Annotated in this window: 19 protein-coding genes and 1 pseudogene; 2 read left to right on the top strand and 18 right to left on the bottom strand. The window is 41.8% G+C overall.

Features of this window, described 5'->3' with window-relative positions; all coding sequences use genetic code 11:
• Window position 1 precedes the first annotated feature (1 nt).
• The 8 genes from yhbY to ODU37_RS09520 form a co-directional block, all read right to left on the bottom strand.
• The gene (gene yhbY / locus ODU37_RS09555) at window positions 2–313 is read right to left on the bottom strand and encodes a ribosome assembly RNA-binding protein YhbY (protein WP_024379048.1); all 312 of its coding nucleotides are present in this window, start codon (window positions 311–313) and stop codon (window positions 2–4) included.
• Window positions 314–580: 267 nt separating this feature from the next.
• Window positions 581–1,687 carry a ribosome biogenesis GTPase YqeH gene (gene yqeH / locus ODU37_RS09550; protein WP_249562538.1) on the bottom strand — a complete coding sequence of 369 codons (1,107 nt, stop codon included), beginning with the start codon at window positions 1,685–1,687 and terminating at the stop codon, window positions 581–583.
• The gene (locus tag ODU37_RS09545) at window positions 1,688–2,215 is read right to left on the bottom strand and encodes a YqeG family HAD IIIA-type phosphatase (RefSeq protein ID WP_136670437.1); all 528 of its coding nucleotides are present in this window, start codon (window positions 2,213–2,215) and stop codon (window positions 1,688–1,690) included.
• A 123-nt stretch (window positions 2,216–2,338) separates the two neighbouring features.
• The gene (locus ODU37_RS09540; protein WP_398580469.1) at window positions 2,339–2,731 is read right to left on the bottom strand and encodes a hypothetical protein; all 393 of its coding nucleotides are present in this window, start codon (window positions 2,729–2,731) and stop codon (window positions 2,339–2,341) included.
• A gap of 248 nt (window positions 2,732–2,979) precedes the next feature.
• The gene (locus tag ODU37_RS09535; RefSeq protein ID WP_024414054.1) at window positions 2,980–3,609 is read right to left on the bottom strand and encodes a copper homeostasis protein CutC; all 630 of its coding nucleotides are present in this window, start codon (window positions 3,607–3,609) and stop codon (window positions 2,980–2,982) included.
• A 48-nt stretch (window positions 3,610–3,657) separates the two neighbouring features.
• On the bottom strand, window positions 3,658–4,566 hold the full coding sequence (locus ODU37_RS09530) for a DMT family transporter (RefSeq protein ID WP_105159079.1): 909 nt from the start codon (window positions 4,564–4,566) through the stop codon (window positions 3,658–3,660).
• A gap of 74 nt (window positions 4,567–4,640) precedes the next feature.
• Window positions 4,641–6,122, bottom strand: a complete 1,482-nt coding sequence (gene galT, locus ODU37_RS09525) for a UDP-glucose--hexose-1-phosphate uridylyltransferase (RefSeq protein ID WP_105159078.1) — start codon at window positions 6,120–6,122, stop codon at window positions 4,641–4,643.
• Between the two features lie 217 nt (window positions 6,123–6,339).
• On the bottom strand, window positions 6,340–7,503 hold the full coding sequence (locus tag ODU37_RS09520) for a galactokinase (protein WP_105159077.1): 1,164 nt from the start codon (window positions 7,501–7,503) through the stop codon (window positions 6,340–6,342).
• A 132-nt stretch (window positions 7,504–7,635) separates the two neighbouring features.
• On the opposite strand from ODU37_RS09520, the gene ODU37_RS09515 reads away from it, so the two are divergent.
• Entirely contained in the window at window positions 7,636–8,634 is a 999-nt protein-coding gene (locus ODU37_RS09515) for a LacI family DNA-binding transcriptional regulator (RefSeq protein ID WP_105105783.1), read from the top strand.
• A gap of 57 nt (window positions 8,635–8,691) precedes the next feature.
• Here the strand turns inward: ODU37_RS09515 and ODU37_RS09510 are convergent, their stop codons facing one another.
• The 10 genes and pseudogenes from ODU37_RS09510 to ODU37_RS09465 all read right to left on the bottom strand — a co-directional run bounded on the left by ODU37_RS09510 (window position 8,692) and on the right by ODU37_RS09465 (window position 18,562).
• On the bottom strand, window positions 8,692–10,041 hold the full coding sequence (locus ODU37_RS09510; protein WP_053866837.1) for a deoxyguanosinetriphosphate triphosphohydrolase family protein: 1,350 nt from the start codon (window positions 10,039–10,041) through the stop codon (window positions 8,692–8,694).
• 110 nt (window positions 10,042–10,151) lie between these two features.
• On the bottom strand, window positions 10,152–11,591 hold the full coding sequence (gatB, locus tag ODU37_RS09505; RefSeq protein WP_053866836.1) for an Asp-tRNA(Asn)/Glu-tRNA(Gln) amidotransferase subunit GatB: 1,440 nt from the start codon (window positions 11,589–11,591) through the stop codon (window positions 10,152–10,154).
• Window positions 11,591–13,057 (bottom strand): Asp-tRNA(Asn)/Glu-tRNA(Gln) amidotransferase subunit GatA, encoded by a 1,467-nt coding sequence (gatA, locus tag ODU37_RS09500; protein WP_053866835.1) that lies wholly within the window; start codon window positions 13,055–13,057, stop codon window positions 11,591–11,593. Before gatA ends, gatB begins: the two co-directional genes overlap by 1 nt.
• Entirely contained in the window at window positions 13,057–13,359 is a 303-nt protein-coding gene (gene gatC / locus ODU37_RS09495; RefSeq protein ID WP_105105782.1) for an Asp-tRNA(Asn)/Glu-tRNA(Gln) amidotransferase subunit GatC, read from the bottom strand. The genes gatA and gatC overlap by 1 nt, the downstream gene beginning before the upstream one ends.
• 215 nt (window positions 13,360–13,574) lie before the next feature.
• On the bottom strand, window positions 13,575–14,249 hold the full coding sequence (locus ODU37_RS09490; protein WP_024376328.1) for a hydrolase: 675 nt from the start codon (window positions 14,247–14,249) through the stop codon (window positions 13,575–13,577).
• Window positions 14,250–14,434: 185 nt separating this feature from the next.
• Window positions 14,435–14,782 (bottom strand): 50S ribosomal protein L19, encoded by a 348-nt coding sequence (gene rplS, locus ODU37_RS09485; RefSeq protein ID WP_011921928.1) that lies wholly within the window; start codon window positions 14,780–14,782, stop codon window positions 14,435–14,437.
• A 414-nt stretch (window positions 14,783–15,196) separates the two neighbouring features.
• A pseudogene (tnpA, locus tag ODU37_RS09480) lies at window positions 15,197–15,668 on the bottom strand (IS200/IS605 family transposase).
• 195 nt (window positions 15,669–15,863) lie between these two features.
• A complete protein-coding gene (locus ODU37_RS09475) occupies window positions 15,864–16,394 on the bottom strand; it encodes a cysteine hydrolase family protein (protein WP_044759306.1) in 531 nt (176 codons plus the stop codon).
• Window positions 16,395–16,406: 12 nt separating this feature from the next.
• Window positions 16,407–17,195, bottom strand: coding sequence for a GTP-sensing pleiotropic transcriptional regulator CodY (codY, locus tag ODU37_RS09470; RefSeq protein ID WP_029172019.1), 789 nt, complete (start codon window positions 17,193–17,195; stop codon window positions 16,407–16,409).
• Window positions 17,196–17,347: 152 nt separating this feature from the next.
• Window positions 17,348–18,562 carry a pyridoxal phosphate-dependent aminotransferase gene (locus tag ODU37_RS09465; protein ID WP_044759308.1) on the bottom strand — a complete coding sequence of 405 codons (1,215 nt, stop codon included), beginning with the start codon at window positions 18,560–18,562 and terminating at the stop codon, window positions 17,348–17,350.
• A gap of 154 nt (window positions 18,563–18,716) precedes the next feature.
• Here ODU37_RS09465 and ODU37_RS09460 point away from each other — a divergent pair, with 154 nt between their 5' ends.
• On the top strand, window positions 18,717–19,169 hold the full coding sequence (locus ODU37_RS09460; protein ID WP_004195772.1) for a universal stress protein: 453 nt from the start codon (window positions 18,717–18,719) through the stop codon (window positions 19,167–19,169).
• Window positions 19,170–19,355 lie beyond the last annotated feature (186 nt).

The following is a 19,355-nucleotide window of genomic DNA, read 5'->3' as shown; positions in this document are numbered from 1 at the left end:
CTTAGATTTCTTTGACCTGTTTGGAAATTTTACGGTTCTCTTTCTTGCTAGATTGTTTGAATAAAATCAAGATGCGACCAATTTTTTGGACTGTATCCACACCGATTTCTTCTTCCAAGATTTCAGCTACTTCGTGAATGTTTTCATCCGTATTTTGTAGCAAGGTCACCTTGATCAATTCACGCGCATCCAGCGCCTGACGAACACTGGTTTTAATCTGGTCATTGAGACCATTTTTCCCAATCTGAATAATGGGTTTTAGACTATGTGCCTGACTGTTCAAAAAGGCACGTTGTTTTGAAGTTAGCATAATTTATTATACAAAGGGCGTTGTAACAGACTGGGAGACTGTTACAATCGGGAAATAAAGAAAACAAAGTTTTTCCCTATTGCGCCGATATACTTAGCCCGTGTTCAAATCAGAAGACTTGAACTTCCTTTCTCTTTAATTGTAAAAACTGAAATCAAATACCTCTTATACTCAATGAAAATTAAAATCAGACTAGGCGACGCAGATGCAGATAGAACTGGAGTTCATCAAATCAAGTCAACAACGTCTGCTTTTAATTTTCGAAGAGTATTAGATAATCGCCTTGCGGATTACCACATCCACACCCTTAGGCGCCCAGGCAGCAATCTTAGCCTTTTCATTGACACTAATCCAACCAAGACCTGAGAAGACCACATCCGTCTTTTCGTTGATGGTAAATTCATGACGAACCAATTCAGGAAATTCTTTCAATTCCTTGCTAGTTGGTGGCACTAAAAGTGAGCCCGCATGTTTCTGGTAAAATTCACTAGCTCCTTGCAACTTGGTGCGGTGGAGTTGGAGCTCATTGTCAAAGAAGGCTGTAAAACCTTGGCGTTCACCAGCCACAAAGTCAAATCGTCCCAGACCAGCCAAGAACAAGGTTTGTTCTGGATTGAGCTGGTAGGTCTTTGGCTTGATTTCTTTCCGGGGGCTGATGTACTTAAGGTTTTTAGCCGTCAAATAATGGGCCATCTGGTGACGATGGATAATTCCTGGCGTGTCATAGATGTATGAACCATCATCCAAAGGAATTTCAATCTTATCCAGCGTCGTTCCAGGGAAACGTGAAGTCGTAATGACATCCTTGTCCCCTGTGATTTCTTGGATAATAGCATTGATCAAGGTTGATTTGCCAACGTTGGTCACGCCGACCACATAGACATCCCGTCCCTTGCGGTGTTGTTCAATCTTTTCAATCAAATCCTTGATAGCCTGCTTGTTTTGAGCAGAAGTCAAGACCACATCAACTGGTCGCATGCCGATTTCATGCGCCCGCTCGGTCAACCACTGAGTGACCTTGCCTGTCTTGACAGACTTGGGTAAAATGTCCTGCTTGTTGCCGACCAAAAGTACATCATTGCCTGAAATAAAGCGAGGCAAACCTGGAATGACCGAACCATTGAAATCAAAAATATCAATGACATTGACCACCAAGGCATCACTTTCTCCTACGCTATGGAGGAGTTTCAAGAAATCGTCATCCGAGATATTGACATCTGAAATCTCATTGTAATGGCGCAAACGGAAACAACGTTGGCAGTAAAGTTGCCCTATTTCCAGGCCTTTTTCTAGGGCTGATTGAGGTGTAAAACCAGCGACAGCCTTGTCTAGTGTCTGAATCTGGGCACCACAGCCGATACAAAATAATTCTTCCACTTACATCTCCCTCTTGTAGTCTATCGCTCCATATTTAGCGATGATTTTTTTCATGGTCCGTCGCTCACGCCAACGGTTAATCTGCGTATTGATAGAGTCCGTCTTTAGCAAAGGTTTGACCAAGACAGACTTGAGACCAGCTCGCTTAGCAGCCCGAATATCCGTCATCAGCTGATCGCCAATCATAATTACCTCATACGGCTGGACATCAAAGCGTTTCAAAGCACGGTTAATCCCAAAGGTGAAAGGCTTGAGAGCGAAGGCTTCAAATTCAATCCCCAATTTTTCAACCGCCCGTTTGACACGTTCGTATTTATTGTTAGACACCACCACAACAGGAATGCCTGCGTCCTGCAAATCATGTAACCACTGGCGCATCTCTGGCGTACCATCGGGATTATTCCAAGCAATCAAGGTATTATCCAAGTCAACAAACACTACTTTTATGCCATGTTTTTTCAAGCTTTCGACGGTCACGTCATAAGCCTTTTCCAAGGCAAAATCCGGCATGTAATTTTCTAAACTCACTGTCGTCTCCAAAGTTTTTTATCAGATAATTATACCATTTTTCTAAGAAAAATGCGAATCGATAGCAGAAAACACTCGGATCAACCGAGTGTTTTCTAGAGGTAATGTAATGGTAGTTGTGAATTAAATCTGACCTTCTTCCAAAATCCAATCTTTCGGAATGAAAATCATATGGGTTAGCAACCAATCAATATCAAGAGTAAATTTTGAAAAAGCAAAACCGATTTGCTCTACTCCTGACTCATCCTCATCCAACCCCAAAATGGTAAGAGCATGTCCATAATCTGCATGACTATCATCGAATAGACGCCACGCGAGAGCGCGATAAATTAACTTCTTAGCATCATAGAGACTGTAACGCTGTCTGTACTCTGAAAATGATTGACAATCCTTACCTTTTGGTTCAACTCCTTTGGTTTTAGCAATGGCAATCAAGCTATCATAATTATGATGACGCAAAGTACTATTCAAGGATTGGGCTAAACGAACAGCATAGTCCAAAGCAAAATCACTCATCTCCACTGCTACAGTTCTCAATTCTTTACGTAGGGGATTCAATAGAGACGCAGCAGTTTCTAGTCTGTATACCGGACTTTAACAAACAAAAATGAAAACAGCCGAACATGTCGACTGCTTCCATGGAGATTATATGAAAAAGAATAAATATATTGTATCTTCCAATGCTTAAACGAACCTTAACTTCTAAACATTTCTGAATAAACTTCGATTATTACTCTGTAATTTATTTCACTTTCAAAGCTACCTTACCAAAATAATCTCGTTCCATGTACTTGATTGATTGGTAATGCTTCTAATAACGTTGGCACATTGTCCACAGTCAATCCTCCACCAATCAAGATTTCAATTTTACCTTGTGCATAGGTGACAATTTCCTGTAACCATTCCACATTGTTCAAGGCAGACCCTGTCAGACTTCCACGCGTCAAAATCCGTGCTACTCCATGTTCTGCCAGCCAATCAAGAGCCTCAAATTGGCGTTCGCGAGGAATTTGGTCAAAAGCCATGTGAAAGACAATCTGACAGTCCTGCGAAACAGCAAACAGTCTTTTCAAGGCTGGTTCGTCCAACCAATTTTCCTCGGTTAACAAACCATAAACCAGACCATCTGACCCCAGTTCAATCGCTGCTTTACAATCTTCAACCATCATTTCAACCTCTGCTTCATCGTAGCAAAAATCTCCACCGCGAGGGCGAATCATGGTCATGACTGTGGCTTCATTCTCATGGGCCAGTTGACAAACATGTTTGACCACTCCATAACTCGGCGTCGTCCCTCCGACTGCCAAATTATCACAGAGTTCAATCCGTTTAGCTCCTAGGGATAGGGCCTTCATCACACCTACATGATTTTCGGAACAAAATTCTTTAATCATCTTTATTCCTTTCAAGTTTTTTCTTTAGTATAACAAAAAAAGAGTATATTAACCAATACTCTTTTGGGCAACCAATATATCTTTTAAAGAAATAAGTAAAACAGCAAGTAAAATCAACAACATTCCAACAAAATCAATTGCATAAAATTGCTCATTGACTAACCATACTGCAAAAAAGACAGATGCAATCGGCTCAATCGAGGCCAAAAGACTACCATTGACAGGACCAACCATACTGACGCCTTTAAGAAAGGCAGTATAGGCAAAAATCGTCCCGACTCCGACAATACCTAGCAGACCCAGGAAACTTCCACCATCAATAGGAAGACGATGCTGCCAAGTTTGCAAACCAAGCGTGACTACAAAACCACCCATTAACATCCCTAAACCAATCACCGTTATACTGCCGTATTGACGGATCAATTTACCTGGCAAAATAATATATAGCGCATAAGTAAAGGCTGAGAAGATTCCCCAGAACAAACCGATTGGAGTCACTGCCAATTCATCTAATTTGCCATGAGTCGCAATCAAAAAAGTTCCTGCTACGGCTAAGAGAATTGAAATCAACTCAATCCCTGATGGTTTTTCCCTATTTTTCAAACAGGTATAAGCCAAGACTAAGATAGGGCAAAGGTATTGTAAAACCGTAGCCGTTCCCGCATTGGTATGATAGATAGCTTGTAAATAAGCCGTCTGGTTAAGAACCAGACCCAACATCGCAAAAACAAAAATTCCCAACAAGGCTTTTCTATTTTTCAACACTATCAACAGCTGTTCTTTCGCTGTAGCATAAGCCAGGCCAACGAGAAAGAATCCCGATACCATCAAGCGCAGGGAGGTAATCATATCTACTGAAACACCACGTGACATCAAGTACTGCCCACTCACTCCAGACAAGCCCCAGGCTATACCTGCTATTAATGTAATCAGTGTCCCCAATCTCTTTTCCGCCATCATATCTCCTTCTCACACTGTGAATACTTCCATTATACCAAAAGAGCAGGATAGCGTCCCACTCTTTCTTACATTTATGCTACTAAACCTACAAATTCTACGAATCGTAGAAAGGCTGCCTGACCTTCCGGTGTTCGTTTGTAGACCCCTGCATCTTCCAATACACGCGCGAAAATTTGTCCCACTGACTCACGAACAACTTGTTCGACGGTTTCTTCCGTCACATCTGGGTGAGCTGTTTTCAGGCTTTCCGCCCAAGGCTGATGATAGTCAGCTACTTGACTATCTTGACCCAGTAAGAATTTTTCTACTTCAGCCAATTCTGCCTTTAAGCGTGGGGGTAAAATCGCCAAGCCCATTACCTCAATCAAGCCGATATTTTCTTTCTTGATATGTTGCACATCTGGATGTGGATGGTAGATGCCATCTGGAAACTCTTCTGAGGTCTGATTGTCGCGGAGAACCAAATCCAGCTCGTACAAATCTCCTCGTTTCCGAGCAATAGGGGTGATGGTATGATGGGGAGTTCCATCCGTCTCAGCCTTAATCTGAACGCTATCATCTGAGTAGCTCCGCCATTTTTCCAAAATCTTAGTCGCTAAACCAAGAAGCGATGGCTTGTCTGCAGAACTCAAGCGAATCACCGACATGGGCCATTTGACAATGCCTGCCGAAACGGACTCAAAGCCGTCAAAGACCAGCTGGCCTTCTATCGGAGCCTTTTCCATAGCAAAACTGTGCCGCCCACCCTGATAGTGATTGTGGGTCAAGATGGAGCCACCCGAGATTGGTAGGTCTGAGTTGGAGCCGACAAAATAATTTGGAAAGATGTCCAGCAAGTCCAAAAGCTGTTCAAAGGTTTGGGGACTAATGACCATCGGCACATGTTCCTGATTTAGGAAAATAGCATGTTCATTGTAGTAAGCATAGGGCGAATACTGGAAGCCCCACTTTTCCTGACCAAGATCCAAGCGAATAATACGGTGGTTGGCGCGTGCTGGATGGTTAATCCGTCCCTGATAGCCCTCATTTTCCATACAGAGTAGACATTTGGGATAATTGCTTGCTTCAGCTTTCGTAGCAGCTGCAATAGACTTGGGATCCTTCTCAGGTTTAGACAGATTGATTGTGATTTCCAAATCCCCATACTCTGTCGAAACTTGATAATAGATATTTTTCGCAATCGCAGCCATCTTGATATAGTCATTGCGCTTGCTCAATTCATAGAAGTCGCCAATCGCTTGCTCTGGACTGTCCTGATAGGTCTGCCAAAAATCACGATTGACCTGACTCGGACTCGGTGTCATCAAATCCATCAAACAAGCCCCAACCATGTCCTGCTCTTCCAGCAATTCACCCACAAAACCAGTTCGAACTCCATGAGCCAATAGTTCATCTTTTAATTCAATCAAGTCCTCTAAATCTGTTTGAACAGTCAGAACCTGGTCTCCCACCAAAGCCAAGACCCGATTGCGCAGGTAAAGAGCATCCATTTCTTCAAAACCACTGTTGGCAATGACCTGCTCAACAAAACGATCCACCAATCCTGTCATCATTTCTCCAATCTATTATTAAAAATAGTCTTTCAGTTTACTTTTAGTACAAGCTCCAACTGTCTGGGGATAGTTGGAGCTTGGAAATCACACTTACGATAGCAAGTTATAGTCATCAAGTACGGCAAAGCGAGTTCTCTGTTGATGACATTATTTGAAGCGGGAAATCCTGAAACGAAGTTTCCTCGTTAGCCGAAATAATATAAGACAAAATGAATGACTATAAGACGCGAGAGCCTCCAGCAATCTCTGCTACATAAAAGCTTGGTTCATAGCCAACAACCTCTGTATAGGTCTTACCAACATTCTCAGTAAAGGCATCAACCTTATCCTTATGGACAATGGCAATACCACAGCCACCGAAACCAGCTCCTGTCATCCGAGCACCAAGAACGCCTTCTTGCTCCCAAGCTGTATGGGCCAAGGTATCCAATTCCAAACCTGTCACTTCATAATCATGCTCCAAAGAAACATGAGAAGCATTGACCAAACGACCAAAGGTTGCCAAATCTCCTTCTTCCAAGGCCTTACGAGCCTGCAAGGTCCGTTGATTTTCTAAGACAGCATGGCGGGCACGCTTGATACGATTTTCATCCTTAATCAAATAGCTATATTGATCAAAGGTCCATTCATCCAATTCTCCCAGAGTTTGAATATTCAAGATTGCATTCAATTCTTCCACTGCTTTTTCACATTCCGCACGACGCTCATTGTACTTAGAATCTGCCAATTCACGGCGTTTGTTGGTGTTCATGATGACAATCACATGGTCACCCAAGTCAAGGGGCACCAATTCATACTCCAAGCTATTGGTATCAAGGTAAATCGCCCGATTATCCGCTCCCATACCGATAGCAAACTGGTCCATGATACCAGAATTGACACCGATAAAGTGATTTTCCGTTTGTTTCCCAATTTTCACCAAATCAAGACGAGTCAATTCTAGACCATACAATTCTTCTGCGATGATGCCAATCAAGAGTTCCAGAGAAGCTGATGAAGACAAGCCTGAACCATTTGGAATGTTACCGTAAACAAAGACTTCCATACCTGTGTCAATGGTGTGACCTGCTTCCTGCAAGAACTTGAGCACCCCTTTGGCATAGTTGGTCCAGTTGTCCGCCTTATCAAAGACCAGATTGTTCAAATCCACTTCGATAATTCCAAGTTCTTCAAAGTTTGCGGAATAAAAACGTAGAAGCTGATCATCACGTTTGCGAGCAGCTCCGTAGGTCCCCAAGGTAATAGCCGCAGGAAAAACATGTCCACCATTGTAGTCCGTGTGCTCACCAATCAAGTTAATCCGACCTGGTGAGAAGAAAGCCGCAGCTGCCTCTTGACCAAACACATCGAGAAAGGCTTGCTTGAGTTGTTCTTTATTCATAAGAACCTCCTAGATTTTGTAATCGTTTTCTTTTATTGTACAACTCAAGAATTTAAAAGTCAATATTTTTACTAAATTTTTACTAATTTTATTTTTTATGCTATACTAGAGACAAATAAACAGGAGAAAAACATGGTTACTATCAAAGAAATCGCCGAAAAAGCTCAACTATCCTCTGCCACCATTTCCAGAGTTCTCAAGGGAGACCTGACCCTATCCGTCAGCCCAGAAACCCGCGACCGCATTTTCAACTTGGCACAGGACCTGGGCTACACCAAACACCTCAAAAAACAAGCACCCCAACAAAAAGGCACCATCGGTATTGTCCAATGGTACACCGAAAGCGAAGAGCTGGCTGACCTCTACTACTATTCCATCCGTGCCAGCATCGAGCAGACCGCCAGCCTTCTCGGCTATCAAATCATCCGCTCCTTCAACGACTTGACCAATCCCCTCCTTCAAGGATTGGACGGCATCATCGCAGTTGGTAAATTTTCTTCTGGGCAAATAGCAGAGCTGACCAACTTGTCTTCCAAGCTAATCTTTGTAGATTCTGATACACTGACCGAGGGATTCTCCTGCGTCACAACTGACTTTGAACACTCTGTTCAGACAGTTATCGACCACTTCCGTTCACAAGGTCTGACTGATATTGGACTCCTAGTCGGACAGGAAGAAACCACAGACGGACACCAACTGCCAACAGATCCCCGCCTGACTGCCTTTCGGACCTATCTAGACTCCTTGGGCATGCTCCAAGAAGACTACATCTACCAAGGAAAGTTCTCCACCCAGTCGGGCTATGAGCTGATGAGCCAGGCCATTTCCGACCTGGGCGACCAACTGCCTCCAGCCTTCTTCATGGCAAACGACACTCTGGCTGTCGGTGCCCTTAGAGCCCTTCAAGAGCACCAAATCGCCGTGCCAGAACGGGTCCAGCTCATCACCTTCAACGACACAGCCATCACCCGCCAGGTCTATCCAGCCCTGTCTTCTATCAGTGTCTACACCGAAGAAATGGGACAGGAAGCCATGCAGCTTCTGGACCGTATCATTGCGAGTCCACACCCCCACCACCCCCGCAAAATCAAGCTGGGTACCCAGCTGATCATTCGGGAGAGTTCTTATTAAAAGTGCAAAAGAAAAACCGAGAGTTCTGACGAATTCTCGGTTTTCTTAAACATATTGCTATTTATGTAAGAAATTTTGTGCTAAACACTCTATTAGCTTTTTACCAGTTCCTTTCTTGAATATAGCTGCATCATATTTCTCTAAGAACGGATCTGTACCAAAATGTTTTATATACATCTCAATTGCGTAAGTGTCCATCATGCCAGAAATATAATCTAGTACTTTTCTTTTCTTGTCACTTTGGGTATCGTCTTTTTCAAATCGATATTCGATTGGCATCAAAAAACTCTTCCGATTATATTCTTCGTTCATGAATAAATCAAATAAACTAGTCAACACTTTCGTCCCAACATTTTCATATAAAATAATATCATCAGAATTTGTTACGCCTTCGAAAATTGTTTTCTTCAATGCACCAGCAAGTTTTTTATAATGACCGAGCCCTAGTTCTTGATCCTGATCAGTTCCTAATTTTTTCTTGTCTTTTTCATTAAGTTCTACAATATCTATATCCTCAATGAATTTATTCACAATAATGGAAAGCAATTCTCGTCTAAAATAAAAATCATAGTCATCATTGGATTTACTTCTATCGGCTTTATTTTTTGCCTCTTCAATCCATTTCTTAAAATCCTCTAATGTTTGCTCTTCTCCCAATTTCTGTTCCAACAAAAATACAAATTGATCAATGGTGAAGTAGTTACTCGCCAATGCATCTTCCAAGTCATGTGCACAATAAGCAATTTCATCTGCCAAATCAACAATTTGAACATCAATTGTTCTCACAAACACATCCATTTCTTTAAATCTCTTTTTAAATTCCTCATAATCTTCTTTGTATATGAACTTCTCAGTCTTTCGTGATTTTCTATATGGAACATAATATTTTAGAATTGAAGCTAGGGTTCTATATGTTAAGTTTAAGCCTTTATGATCTGGAGACTTTTTTTCAATATTTTTTAATACCCGTAACCCTTGTGCATTTCCTTCAAAACCAATATCCTTTGCCAAATCATTTAAAATTCTTTCTCCATGATGACCAAATGGGGGATTGCCAATGTCGTGTACAAGTGCACCAGTTTCAACAACGACAGACATCGAATTGAAATCTATATCAATATTATTAGACGTATTTTTTTTCAAATAATCAACAATTCCCCTTGCAATCTGTGCCACTTCAAAACTATGTGTCAGCCTATTCCTGTGAAAAGCTCTACCATTAACAGCAAACAGTTGCATTTTCCCTTGTTGCCGTCTAAAGGAGTTAGAATAGATTACCCTAGAATAATCTCTAGAAAATTCATCTCTTGATCTTTCCTTGTCTGACTCAGTTTCTTTATCACGTTTCTTTAATTTTTTGACATTCTCCTCGTGTCTTAGTAAAAAATTGTCGAATTGTTTTGACATATCTATTATTCTCCCTCATACCTTTATACCATGATGATAATAATAATTATTATTTTAGTCAACAAAAAACCACTCTTTTTGAGTGATTTTTGTATTCTATAGTTTTAAAACTAATCCAACAACTTAGCAAGTTCTTCTGCTAAGAGTTGTTGTGCAACTTGTGGGTTAGCTTGTCCCTTGGTTGCTTTCATCAAGAAGCCTGTAAAGGCCTTATCGGCATTGCGTTTGCCAGACTTGAAGTCAGCTACGGCTGCTTCATTATCCGCAAAGACTTGGTGGATAATCGGAATCAAGACCGCAGGGTCTGAAATCTGTACCAAGCCAGCTTTCTCAACGTAAGCTTTAGCAGAGCCACCTTCTTTGGCCAGATGAACAAAGACCTTCTTGGCAATCTTAGATGAAATAGTTCCATCCACAATCAAGGCAATCATCTCCACCAAGTTTTCCGGTGTCAAAGCAATTTGCTCAATAGTCTTACCTTCAGCATTGAGGAACTGAGCCACTTCACCCTGCAACCAGTTGGAAACTTGTTTGGCATCGCCACCTGCTACCACTGCTGCTTCAAAGAAGTCGGACAGAGCCTTGGTAGACGTCAACTGACCAGCATCATAGGCGGTCAAGCCCAAGTTTTCCACATAGTAAGAACGGCGAGCCTTTGGAAAGACTGGCAATTCTGCACGCACTTCCTCAATCCAACTATCATCAATCTCATAGAGCGGTAGGTCTGGCTCTGGGAAGTAACGGTAGTCAGCTGACCCTTCTTTGACACGCATGAGAATGGTTTCACCAGTAGATTCATCGTAACGGCGAGTTTCCTGCTGGATTTGACCACCTGAACGCAAGATTTTTGCCTGACGTTCTACTTCATGCTGCAAGCCCTTACGAACATAGTTGAAGGAGTTGAGGTTTTTCAACTCAGTCTTGGTACCAAATTTTTCTTGACCATAAGGACGAAGAGAGATGTTGGCATCCACGCGCATAGAACCCTCTTCCATCTTCACATCTGAAATACCAGTGTATTGGATGATTTCCTTGAGGGCTGTCAAATAAGCATAGGCCTCCTCAGGCGAACGCATATCTGCTTCTGATACAATCTCAATCAAGGGAACACCCTGACGGTTGAGGTCAACATAAGAATAGCCATCTGTTCCGTGGGTATTCTTACCTGCATCCTCTTCCAAATGCGCACGCTCGATACGGATTTTCTTGGTTGATCCGTCCTCTAGCTCAATCTCAATCCAACCATTGTAGCCGATCGGCTCATCAAACTGGGAAATCTGATAGGCTTTGGGGTTATCAGGATAGAAATAGTTCTTACGGTCAAAGTGCATTTCCTTGTGAATGTCCATGTTCAAGGCCAAGGCAGCCTTGATCCCCGCATCCACAACACCCTTGTTAAGAACAGGAAGAACACCTGGGAAGGACCAGTCAATCACGTTGGTATTGGCATTGGGATCCTCACCAAAATGAGCAGATGAAGGTGAGAAAATTTTCGAGTTGGTATTCAACTCCACATGGACTTCTAGACCAATAATCGTTTCAAAGTTCATTAGTTAGCACCTCCAAAAATCACTGGTTGTTGCTTGTGGTAGTCTGTCGTCGCTTCAAAGGCAGCAGCCACTTGGTAAATGGTTTCTTCTGAATACTTTGGACCAATCAACTGCAAGCCGACTGGCAAGCCTTCCACAAAGCCAGCAGGAATGGAAATACCAGGAAGACCTGCCAAGTTGACAGGAATGGTCAAGAGATCCGCCAAGTACATAGCTACAGGATCATGGTTGAGCGTATCCAAGCCAAAGGCAACGGTCGGAGCGGTTGGACCCAAAATCAAATCGTAGTCCGCAAAGACTTTTTCAAAATCCTGGATAATCAAGGTCCGCACCTGACCAGCCTTCTTGAAGTAGGCATCGTAGTAACCAGATGACAGGCTGAAAGTTCCCAGCATGATACGGCGTTTGACTTCCTCACCAAAACCTTGGCTACGGGTTTTCACGTAAATCTCATCCAAATTGGTCGCATCTTCTGCACGGAAACCATAACGGATTCCGTCAAAACGTTGCAAGTTAGAAGAAGCCTCTGATGAAGCAATGATGTAGTAAACGGCAACCCCATACTTAGAATGTGGCAGGCTGACTTCCTCGATAATCGCCCCCAGACTTTCCAAGTGCTTAGCCGCCTTGAGAATGGTTTCCTTGACCTGCGGATCAATCCCTTCGCCCATGTATTCTTTTGGCAGAGCAATTTTCATACCCTTGATGTCCTGACCAATCTTGCTAGTGAAGTCAGCAATTTCATTGATCGTTGATGTTGCATCCTTGACATCATGACCAGAGATGACATTGAGCAACTGGGCATTTTCCTTAACCGTCTGTGAAAACGGACCAATCTGGTCAAGAGATGAACCAAAGGCAATCAAACCAAAACGGGATACCGTTCCATAGGTCGGTTTCATACCAACGATACCATTAAAGGCCGCAGGCTGGCGGATGGAACCACCTGTGTCAGAACCGAGTGACAAACGGACCTGACCAGCAGCAACAGCCGAAGCCGAACCACCTGAAGAACCACCAGGAACTTTTGTCTGGTCCCAAGCATTTTTAGTCGGTTTGAAGGCAGAGTTCTCATTCGAACCACCCATTGCAAACTCATCCATGTTGGTCTTACCAACAACAATCATATCCTTTGCATAGGCCTGAGCAACCGATGTCGCATCGAAAATCGGCTCGTAGTTATAGAGCATTTTTGAAGCAGCAGTTGTCAAAATACCTTTGGTAGAGATATTGTCCTTGACTGCCAAAGGAATCCCTGCCATAACATTGTCCGCATCAATCCCTTTTTCATCAAGGGCAGCAGCCTGCGCCAAGGCCGCATCTTCTGTGATAGTCAAGAAAGCATCCACAGCTCCCTCACGGCTCTTAATGTCTTCCAAAGTTGCCTTGGTCAACTCAACCGCAGAAATCTCCTTTTTGACAAGGAGGTCATGCAATTCATCAATGGTTTTGTTATTAAAAGTCATTAGGCATCTCCTCCCCCGTCTAGAATAGCTGGTACCTTGATAAAGTTATCTTGTGATTCAGGCACATTTTTAAAGAGTTCCACACGGCTCTCACCTTTTTGGGCAACATCTGCTCGCAAGACATTCTTACGGTCAGCCATAGTGGTCGTTACCGCAACACCTGTCGTATCTACTTCATTGAGCAATTCAACCATATCGACAATCTTGCTCAAACTTGTCGCAAATTCCGCTGTTTCTTGATCCGAAAATTCCAGCTTAGACAGCTTGGCAACGTGACGGACTTCAGCTTCAGAAATCTTCATTCTTACTTTCCTCCTAATGGAAATCTATCTTCTCATTATACCATATTTCCAGCCCCAGACAAAGGTAGAAATGACCTAATATGTTACCTATTTCCTCCTAAAAATCCGTTCTTTAAATTCGAAGTATTCCTAATCTCACATCGTAAAACGATAAAAAACAGCAAGTTTCATCTAGCAATAAAACTTACTGTTTGCTTAGCCTATCTTTTTATGAACTAATCCTTTGCATGTTTGCGGTATTTTTCCATTTTCCCTTTAAAAAGCTCCCCATTACTTGGAGCTGTATAGGAGACAGCATTGGCTCCAGCTTCGATAACCCGACGAATAGAGTCCTCAGTCGGACCACCAGTCGCAATAATTGGAAAGTCAGGGAAAGCTTCTCGAATCTTCTTCACAACCCTTGGCGTTTCAATACCGCAAGAAACATTTAAAATATCTACTCCTGCTTTAATCCGTGAGGTTAAATCAGACTTTTCAGAAACAACTGTATAAATGATAGGAATATCCACTACTTTATTGATTGCCTCAATTGTTTTTACATCCGTTGGTCCATTTACCACAACAGCGTATGCTCCCTCCGACTCAGACAATAGACTCATATTAGCTGAACGCATACCTGTCGTCAAGCCTCCACCAACACCAGCCAAGACTGGAACTGACGCAACCAACATAATACTTTTGATAATAGCTGGACTGGGCGTAAATGGATAAACAGCCAAAATAGCATCTGCATTGTGATTGGCAATAATCGACACATCCGTTGTAAATAAGACTGAACGAATGCGACGACCATAAATACGAATTCCACTACATTCCTTGATAACTTCTGGCATCTGAACAATATCCTGCCGTAAATCTGATAAAACAGATGGAATAAACTGTTCGCTCATCCGCAACCTCCTCTATACTAGCTACAATAATATATAGTATAACATATTATTTCATGGAAGAGACACAAAAACAATCCATTTTGCCACTGCTTTCACAATAAAGTACTTTTCAACAGATTTTTTAAAAAAAGAGACAGCTTTCGCTGCCTCCCATTTCTCCGACCAAAATAGTCTGTAGGACTATCTTAACGACGGATTTCTTTGATACGTGCTGCTTTACCTTGCAATGCACGTAGGTAGTACAATTTAGCACGACGTACTTTACCGTAACGTACTACTTCAATCTTATCAACACGTGGAGTGTGGATTGGGAATGTACGTTCAACACCTACACCACCAGAGATTTTACGTACAGTGTACATTTCTGAGATGCCTTGACCTTTACGAGAGATAACAACACCCTCGAAAATCTGGATACGTTCGCGGTTACCTTCGACAACCTTAGCGTGAACACGCACAGTGTCACCAGGACGGAATGAAGGGATGTCAGTACGAAGTTGACCTTCTGTCAAACTTTGGATCAATGGATTCATTTTATTCTCCTATCTTTGTCAATCTTAGGTGCTTTTAAACCCAGCGGATAAACTGTATTTTTGTGCGTCCATTACACACAGACTATATTATACACCAAGTAATCACCTATGTAAAGCATTTTGATAAATTTATCATGGTCAATCACACCGCTTCTTTTATCAGAATCAGACTGACGACGCAGATGTAGATAGAACTGAAGTTCATCAAATAAAGTCAACAAGGTCTGAGTTTGATTTTCGAAGAGTGTTAATGATACAGATTCCTATTGGAGAAAAGTCATAACCACCCGTGAAAACGGGTGGCTTGTACACCGGCTATAAGCCGTTTCTCTCCAGCGACGTCTAAAGACGTTCGCTGAACTTCGTTCAGGTTAGTGCTATAATTACTTGACTAATGCCCGTAACAACGGGCTTTTATCTCGTTCTAAAACAGCCATCTGAAAATGGGTCTTCATACTCTTTGACACTCAATTTATCAAGTGCAATGTCATTGTTCTCCTGCTCGCGAATATATTTCGCAACTGTCTTTTCATTCAGTCCAACGGTACTAACATAGTAACCTCTAGCCCAAAACTTTCGATTTCCATACTTATATTTTAAATTGGCATGTTTATCAAATATCATTAGAGCACTTTTACTTTTCAAATATCCCATAAAATCGAAATCGAAAGTTTTGGGGGTATCAAGACAAGCATATGAACATGGTCTGGCATCATGTGTCCCTCAATGATTTCCACGCCTTTGTATCGACATAGATGACGGAAAATATCAATTAAGTCCTGCCTTATTTTGTAGTAAATGGATTTTCTACGGTACTTAGGTGTGAAAACTATGTGATAGAGCACATCCATTTGGTATGTGATAAACTGTAACTGGTTTTAGCCATGCTAAACTAGTCCACTGGACTAGTTTACTCCTCCTTGATCTAACCTGCACAATTAGATTATATCGGGAAAAAGAAATGGAAGCTCAAAGCCTTGTCAGCCACCAGCATAGCTGGTGGTTTTCTTGTTTTTCTCTACGAGAAAAACTGGCTCGAAGCCATAACGAAAGACCAGTCCACAGACTGGTCACTATACTATTAGTCAATGATTGTCGCACCAAGTACATGACGCAAATGGTTGAGAGCAAACTGATGATTCTCCTCCGTCAATGCAGCAATGGCTGATGAGACCACCTCAATACGATACCCCTTATTATAAGCATCAATAGCTGTATGAAGAACACAAATATCAGACAAAACACCCGTCAAGACAACCGTATCTACACCACGTTCTCTTAGTCGAACATCCAAATCCGTTCCAGAAAAAGTAGAATAATGACGTTTATCCATCCAACGAACACGCGCATGCCCTTTATGTTTTTGATAAAAATCTGCTAAAGAACCATACAAGTCACGCCCTTGCGTCCCAATGATATTATGACTTGGGAAAAGCTGAGCTTCAGGATGAAATTCATCCCCCTCCTCATGACCATCAATCACAAAGAAAATGTAGTCTCCATTTTCAAAAGCTTCTTGTGTAACCTGAGCAATTCGTTCAGAAATAGCCTGAGCTGATTTTCCAGCAGTCAACTTTCTTTCATCTGCTACAAAATCTATTATATATTCAATGCTTTTGTCATTTTAGTAGTCACGTTTCTTAATTTCATCAAAAATAGCTGGGATGAGAACCTTCAAATAGGTTCCTTTCATACCAAGCGAACGACTTTCAATAATCCCCGCACTCTCCAACTTACGCAAAGCATTGACAATGACCGAACGAGTAATACCGATACGGTCCGCAATCACAGACGCAGTCAGCTGCCCCTCATTGCCACTCAACTCACCCAGAATAGCCGCCACCGCCTTCATCTCAGAATAAGAAAGCGTATTTACCGCCATATTGACCGCAGCGCGACGACGAATATTCTTCTCATCTTCTTCCCGTTGGAAATTAAGCAACTGGATACCAACTACTGTTGCTGCAATCTCAACCAAAATCAAATCATCATCGTGAAACTGCTCATCATTCCGCCAAATAATAAGCGAACCAAAACGAATTCCCGTCACATGGATAGGGGCTATCGTTGTCAGACCATTTGGATAGGTCGATCGTGATTCAACAGGGATGGCAGTCAACTCGCTCTCGACAGGCAAGTTAACCTGCGTATCATAAACCTGCGCGACTGCTTTTACATATCCTTCTGGGAATTGTTTATTTTGGAAAAATTCTTCCACACGATCATTGTTTGTCTCGTAACTCATGTGGTATCCCAAAACTTCACCTTCGCTATTAATAATACAAGAATTACAATCAATAATAGCTGATAGATGTTCAGCAATAGCATTGTAAGGCAATTCTTCTGCCAATTGCTCTTCGGAACGCTTCAAAATAGAAGTAATATTCCGTGTCTTCTCTAATAATGTTGTCATATTTTCCTCTTTACTCTGTAATTGCTTTCAGTATAGCAAAAAATACATAAAATTTCAACAATTATCAGAATATTTACCGTTGTTAGAAAAACACAAACAATTTCATCCATGCAAAAAGAAAGAGGCTGAGTAACATTCAGCCCTAAATTCCATTATCTACGATATTGCCGCAAGAATCGTGACATTTTTTCTTGAATTTCTGCCAACTCATCCACACGTGGTAAATACACAATACGGAAATGATCTGGATCCTTCCAGTTAAAACCTCGACCATGGACCAAAAGTACTTTTTCTTGCTTGAGGAAATCCAATACAAATTGTTCATCATCATCAACTCTGTACATCTCACAATCAATTTTTGGGAAGACATACAGACCAGCCTTAGGTTTTACAGCAGAAAGCCCTGGAATATCATTAATCGCCTTGGTAATAAACTCCCTTTGTTCATATAAGCGTCCGCCAGGCATCAAGAGTTCATCAACCGATTGGTAACCTCCCAAAGAAGTTTGAACAACCTGTTGAGCCAAAACGTTTGAACACAAACGCATATTGGACAACATATTCAAGCCTTCAATGTAACCTTTTACATGTTTTTTCGGACCAGATAAGACCATCCAGCCTACTCGGAAACCACAAATACGATGCGATTTAGACAGTCCATTCATCGTCACAATAAATAAATCTGGAGCCAGTGTCGCAATAGGGATATGAACAGCTCCATCAAAAACCATGCGATCATAAATCTCATCAGAGAAAATGATCAATTCATGTCTACGAGCAATATCAATGATTCCTTCTAAAATTTCTTTCGGATAGAGAGCTCCAGTTGGATTATTTGGATTGATAAGGACAATTGCCTTGGTTCGAGAAGTCACCTTGGACTCCATGTCTGCCAAATCCGGATACCATTCAGCTACTTCATCACAAACATAGTGAACAGCTTTACCACCAGCCAAACTAACCGCAGCAGTCCAGAGAGGATAGTCTGGCATTGGTACCAACACCTCATCACCATTATCTAGCAAACCTTGCATAGACATAACAATCAGCTCACTCACGCCGTTTCCAAGATAAATATCTTCAATATCAACATTTGGAAATTTCTTTAGCTGACAATACTGCATGATAGCCTTACGTGCAGAAAAAATTCCCTTACTGTTCGAATATCCCTCTGATTTACGGGCGTTATGAATCAAGTCACGAATAACTTCATCTGGAGCAGTAAAACCAAATTCTGCAGGATTCCCCGTATTCAAACGTAAAATCTGCTCTCCATTGGCACGCATGCGCATGGCCTCTTCCAAAACAGGCCCACGAATATCATATGCTACATCATCCAATTTTGTTGACTTGTTAAATTGCTTCATGTCGTCACCTCGACTTTCTATCTTTTCTATTGTACTGTAAAAGCAAAAAAAGTACAAGAATCCTTTACATTTTCTCTTAAAAGGCTTATAATAAAAATGTAAGGAACTGCTCTACCTATTTCGGGACAAAGCTCTTCTGAAAGGAGTGATTATTATGACACAATCTTATAAAACAATACTCGTCGCTGTAGACGGCTCTAAAGGAGCAGAATTAGCTCTTCATAAAGCCATTCATGTTGCACTACGCAACCAAGCGCGTCTGATTATCGCCCATGTGATTGATACCCGTGCTCTCCACAATGTTGTTGCATTTGACGCCTCTGTCTATGAATCTTTAGAAAGAGAGGCGGAGCTCCTCCTCGAAGAATACAAACAAGAAGCCCTCAACGCTGGTCTGACCGATGTACAGATTCGCATTGAATTCGGTAACCCTAAAACCCTCCTGGCTATTGATATTCCAAAGGAAACTGGTGCAGATCTTATGCTACTTGGAGCAACTGGTCTAAATGCCTTTGAACGCCTCCTAATCGGATCCTCATCCGAATATATCATGCGCCACGCAACTATCGATTTACTCATTGTTCGCGATGGAGAAAAAAGTTTATAAACCAAAAGACTTGATTTACGAATCAAGTCTTCAGAATGAAGACAAAGTCGTTAGAATTATATTTCTAACGGCTTTTTCATATGTAAAGTAGTATAATAGAGATAGGAATACTAGCTAATAAGCAGAGGGAGAATCGCTATGTTACACAAAGAAAATCCAGACTACAATCGCGGTCAATTTGGTTTC

Origin of the sequence: Streptococcus sp. 2021WUSS109 (assembly GCF_044427305.1) — a bacterium.
Classification (GTDB): Bacteria; Bacillota; Bacilli; order Lactobacillales; family Streptococcaceae; genus Streptococcus; species Streptococcus suis.
Note: the sequence above shows the minus strand (reverse complement) of the source record. Positions and strands in the feature narration are given on the sequence as shown.

Bases quoted from the DNA above. Each gene is read 5' to 3' on its own strand.
- ODU37_RS09540 (WP_398580469.1), bottom strand. From the start codon at position 2,731: ATGAGTGATTTTGCTTTGGACTATGCTGTTCGTTTAGCCCAATCCTTG.
- gatA (WP_053866835.1), bottom strand. From the start codon at position 13,057: ATGACTTTTAATAACAAAACCATTGATGAATTGCATGACCTCCTTGTC.
- codY (WP_029172019.1), bottom strand. From the start codon at position 17,195: ATGACAACATTATTAGAGAAGACACGGAATATTACTTCTATTTTGAAG.
- ODU37_RS09530 (WP_105159079.1), bottom strand. From the start codon at position 4,566: ATGGCGGAAAAGAGATTGGGGACACTGATTACATTAATAGCAGGTATA.
- ODU37_RS09520 (WP_105159077.1), bottom strand. From the start codon at position 7,503: ATGAATAAAGAACAACTCAAGCAAGCCTTTCTCGATGTGTTTGGTCAA.
- ODU37_RS09490 (WP_024376328.1), bottom strand. From the start codon at position 14,249: ATGAGCGAACAGTTTATTCCATCTGTTTTATCAGATTTACGGCAGGAT.
- gatB (WP_053866836.1), bottom strand. From the start codon at position 11,591: ATGAACTTTGAAACGATTATTGGTCTAGAAGTCCATGTGGAGTTGAAT.
- ODU37_RS09510 (WP_053866837.1), bottom strand. From the start codon at position 10,041: ATGTCAAAACAATTCGACAATTTTTTACTAAGACACGAGGAGAATGTC.
- galT (WP_105159078.1), bottom strand. From the start codon at position 6,122: ATGATGACAGGATTGGTGGATCGTTTTGTTGAGCAGGTCATTGCCAAC.
- ODU37_RS09515 (WP_105105783.1), top strand. From the start codon at position 7,636: ATGGTTACTATCAAAGAAATCGCCGAAAAAGCTCAACTATCCTCTGCC.
- rplS (WP_011921928.1), bottom strand. From the start codon at position 14,782: ATGAATCCATTGATCCAAAGTTTGACAGAAGGTCAACTTCGTACTGAC.
- ODU37_RS09535 (WP_024414054.1), bottom strand. From the start codon at position 3,609: ATGATTAAAGAATTTTGTTCCGAAAATCATGTAGGTGTGATGAAGGCC.
- gatC (WP_105105782.1), bottom strand. From the start codon at position 13,359: ATGAAGATTTCTGAAGCTGAAGTCCGTCACGTTGCCAAGCTGTCTAAG.
- ODU37_RS09465 (WP_044759308.1), bottom strand. From the start codon at position 18,562: ATGAAGCAATTTAACAAGTCAACAAAATTGGATGATGTAGCATATGAT.
- ODU37_RS09460 (WP_004195772.1), top strand. From the start codon at position 18,717: ATGACACAATCTTATAAAACAATACTCGTCGCTGTAGACGGCTCTAAA.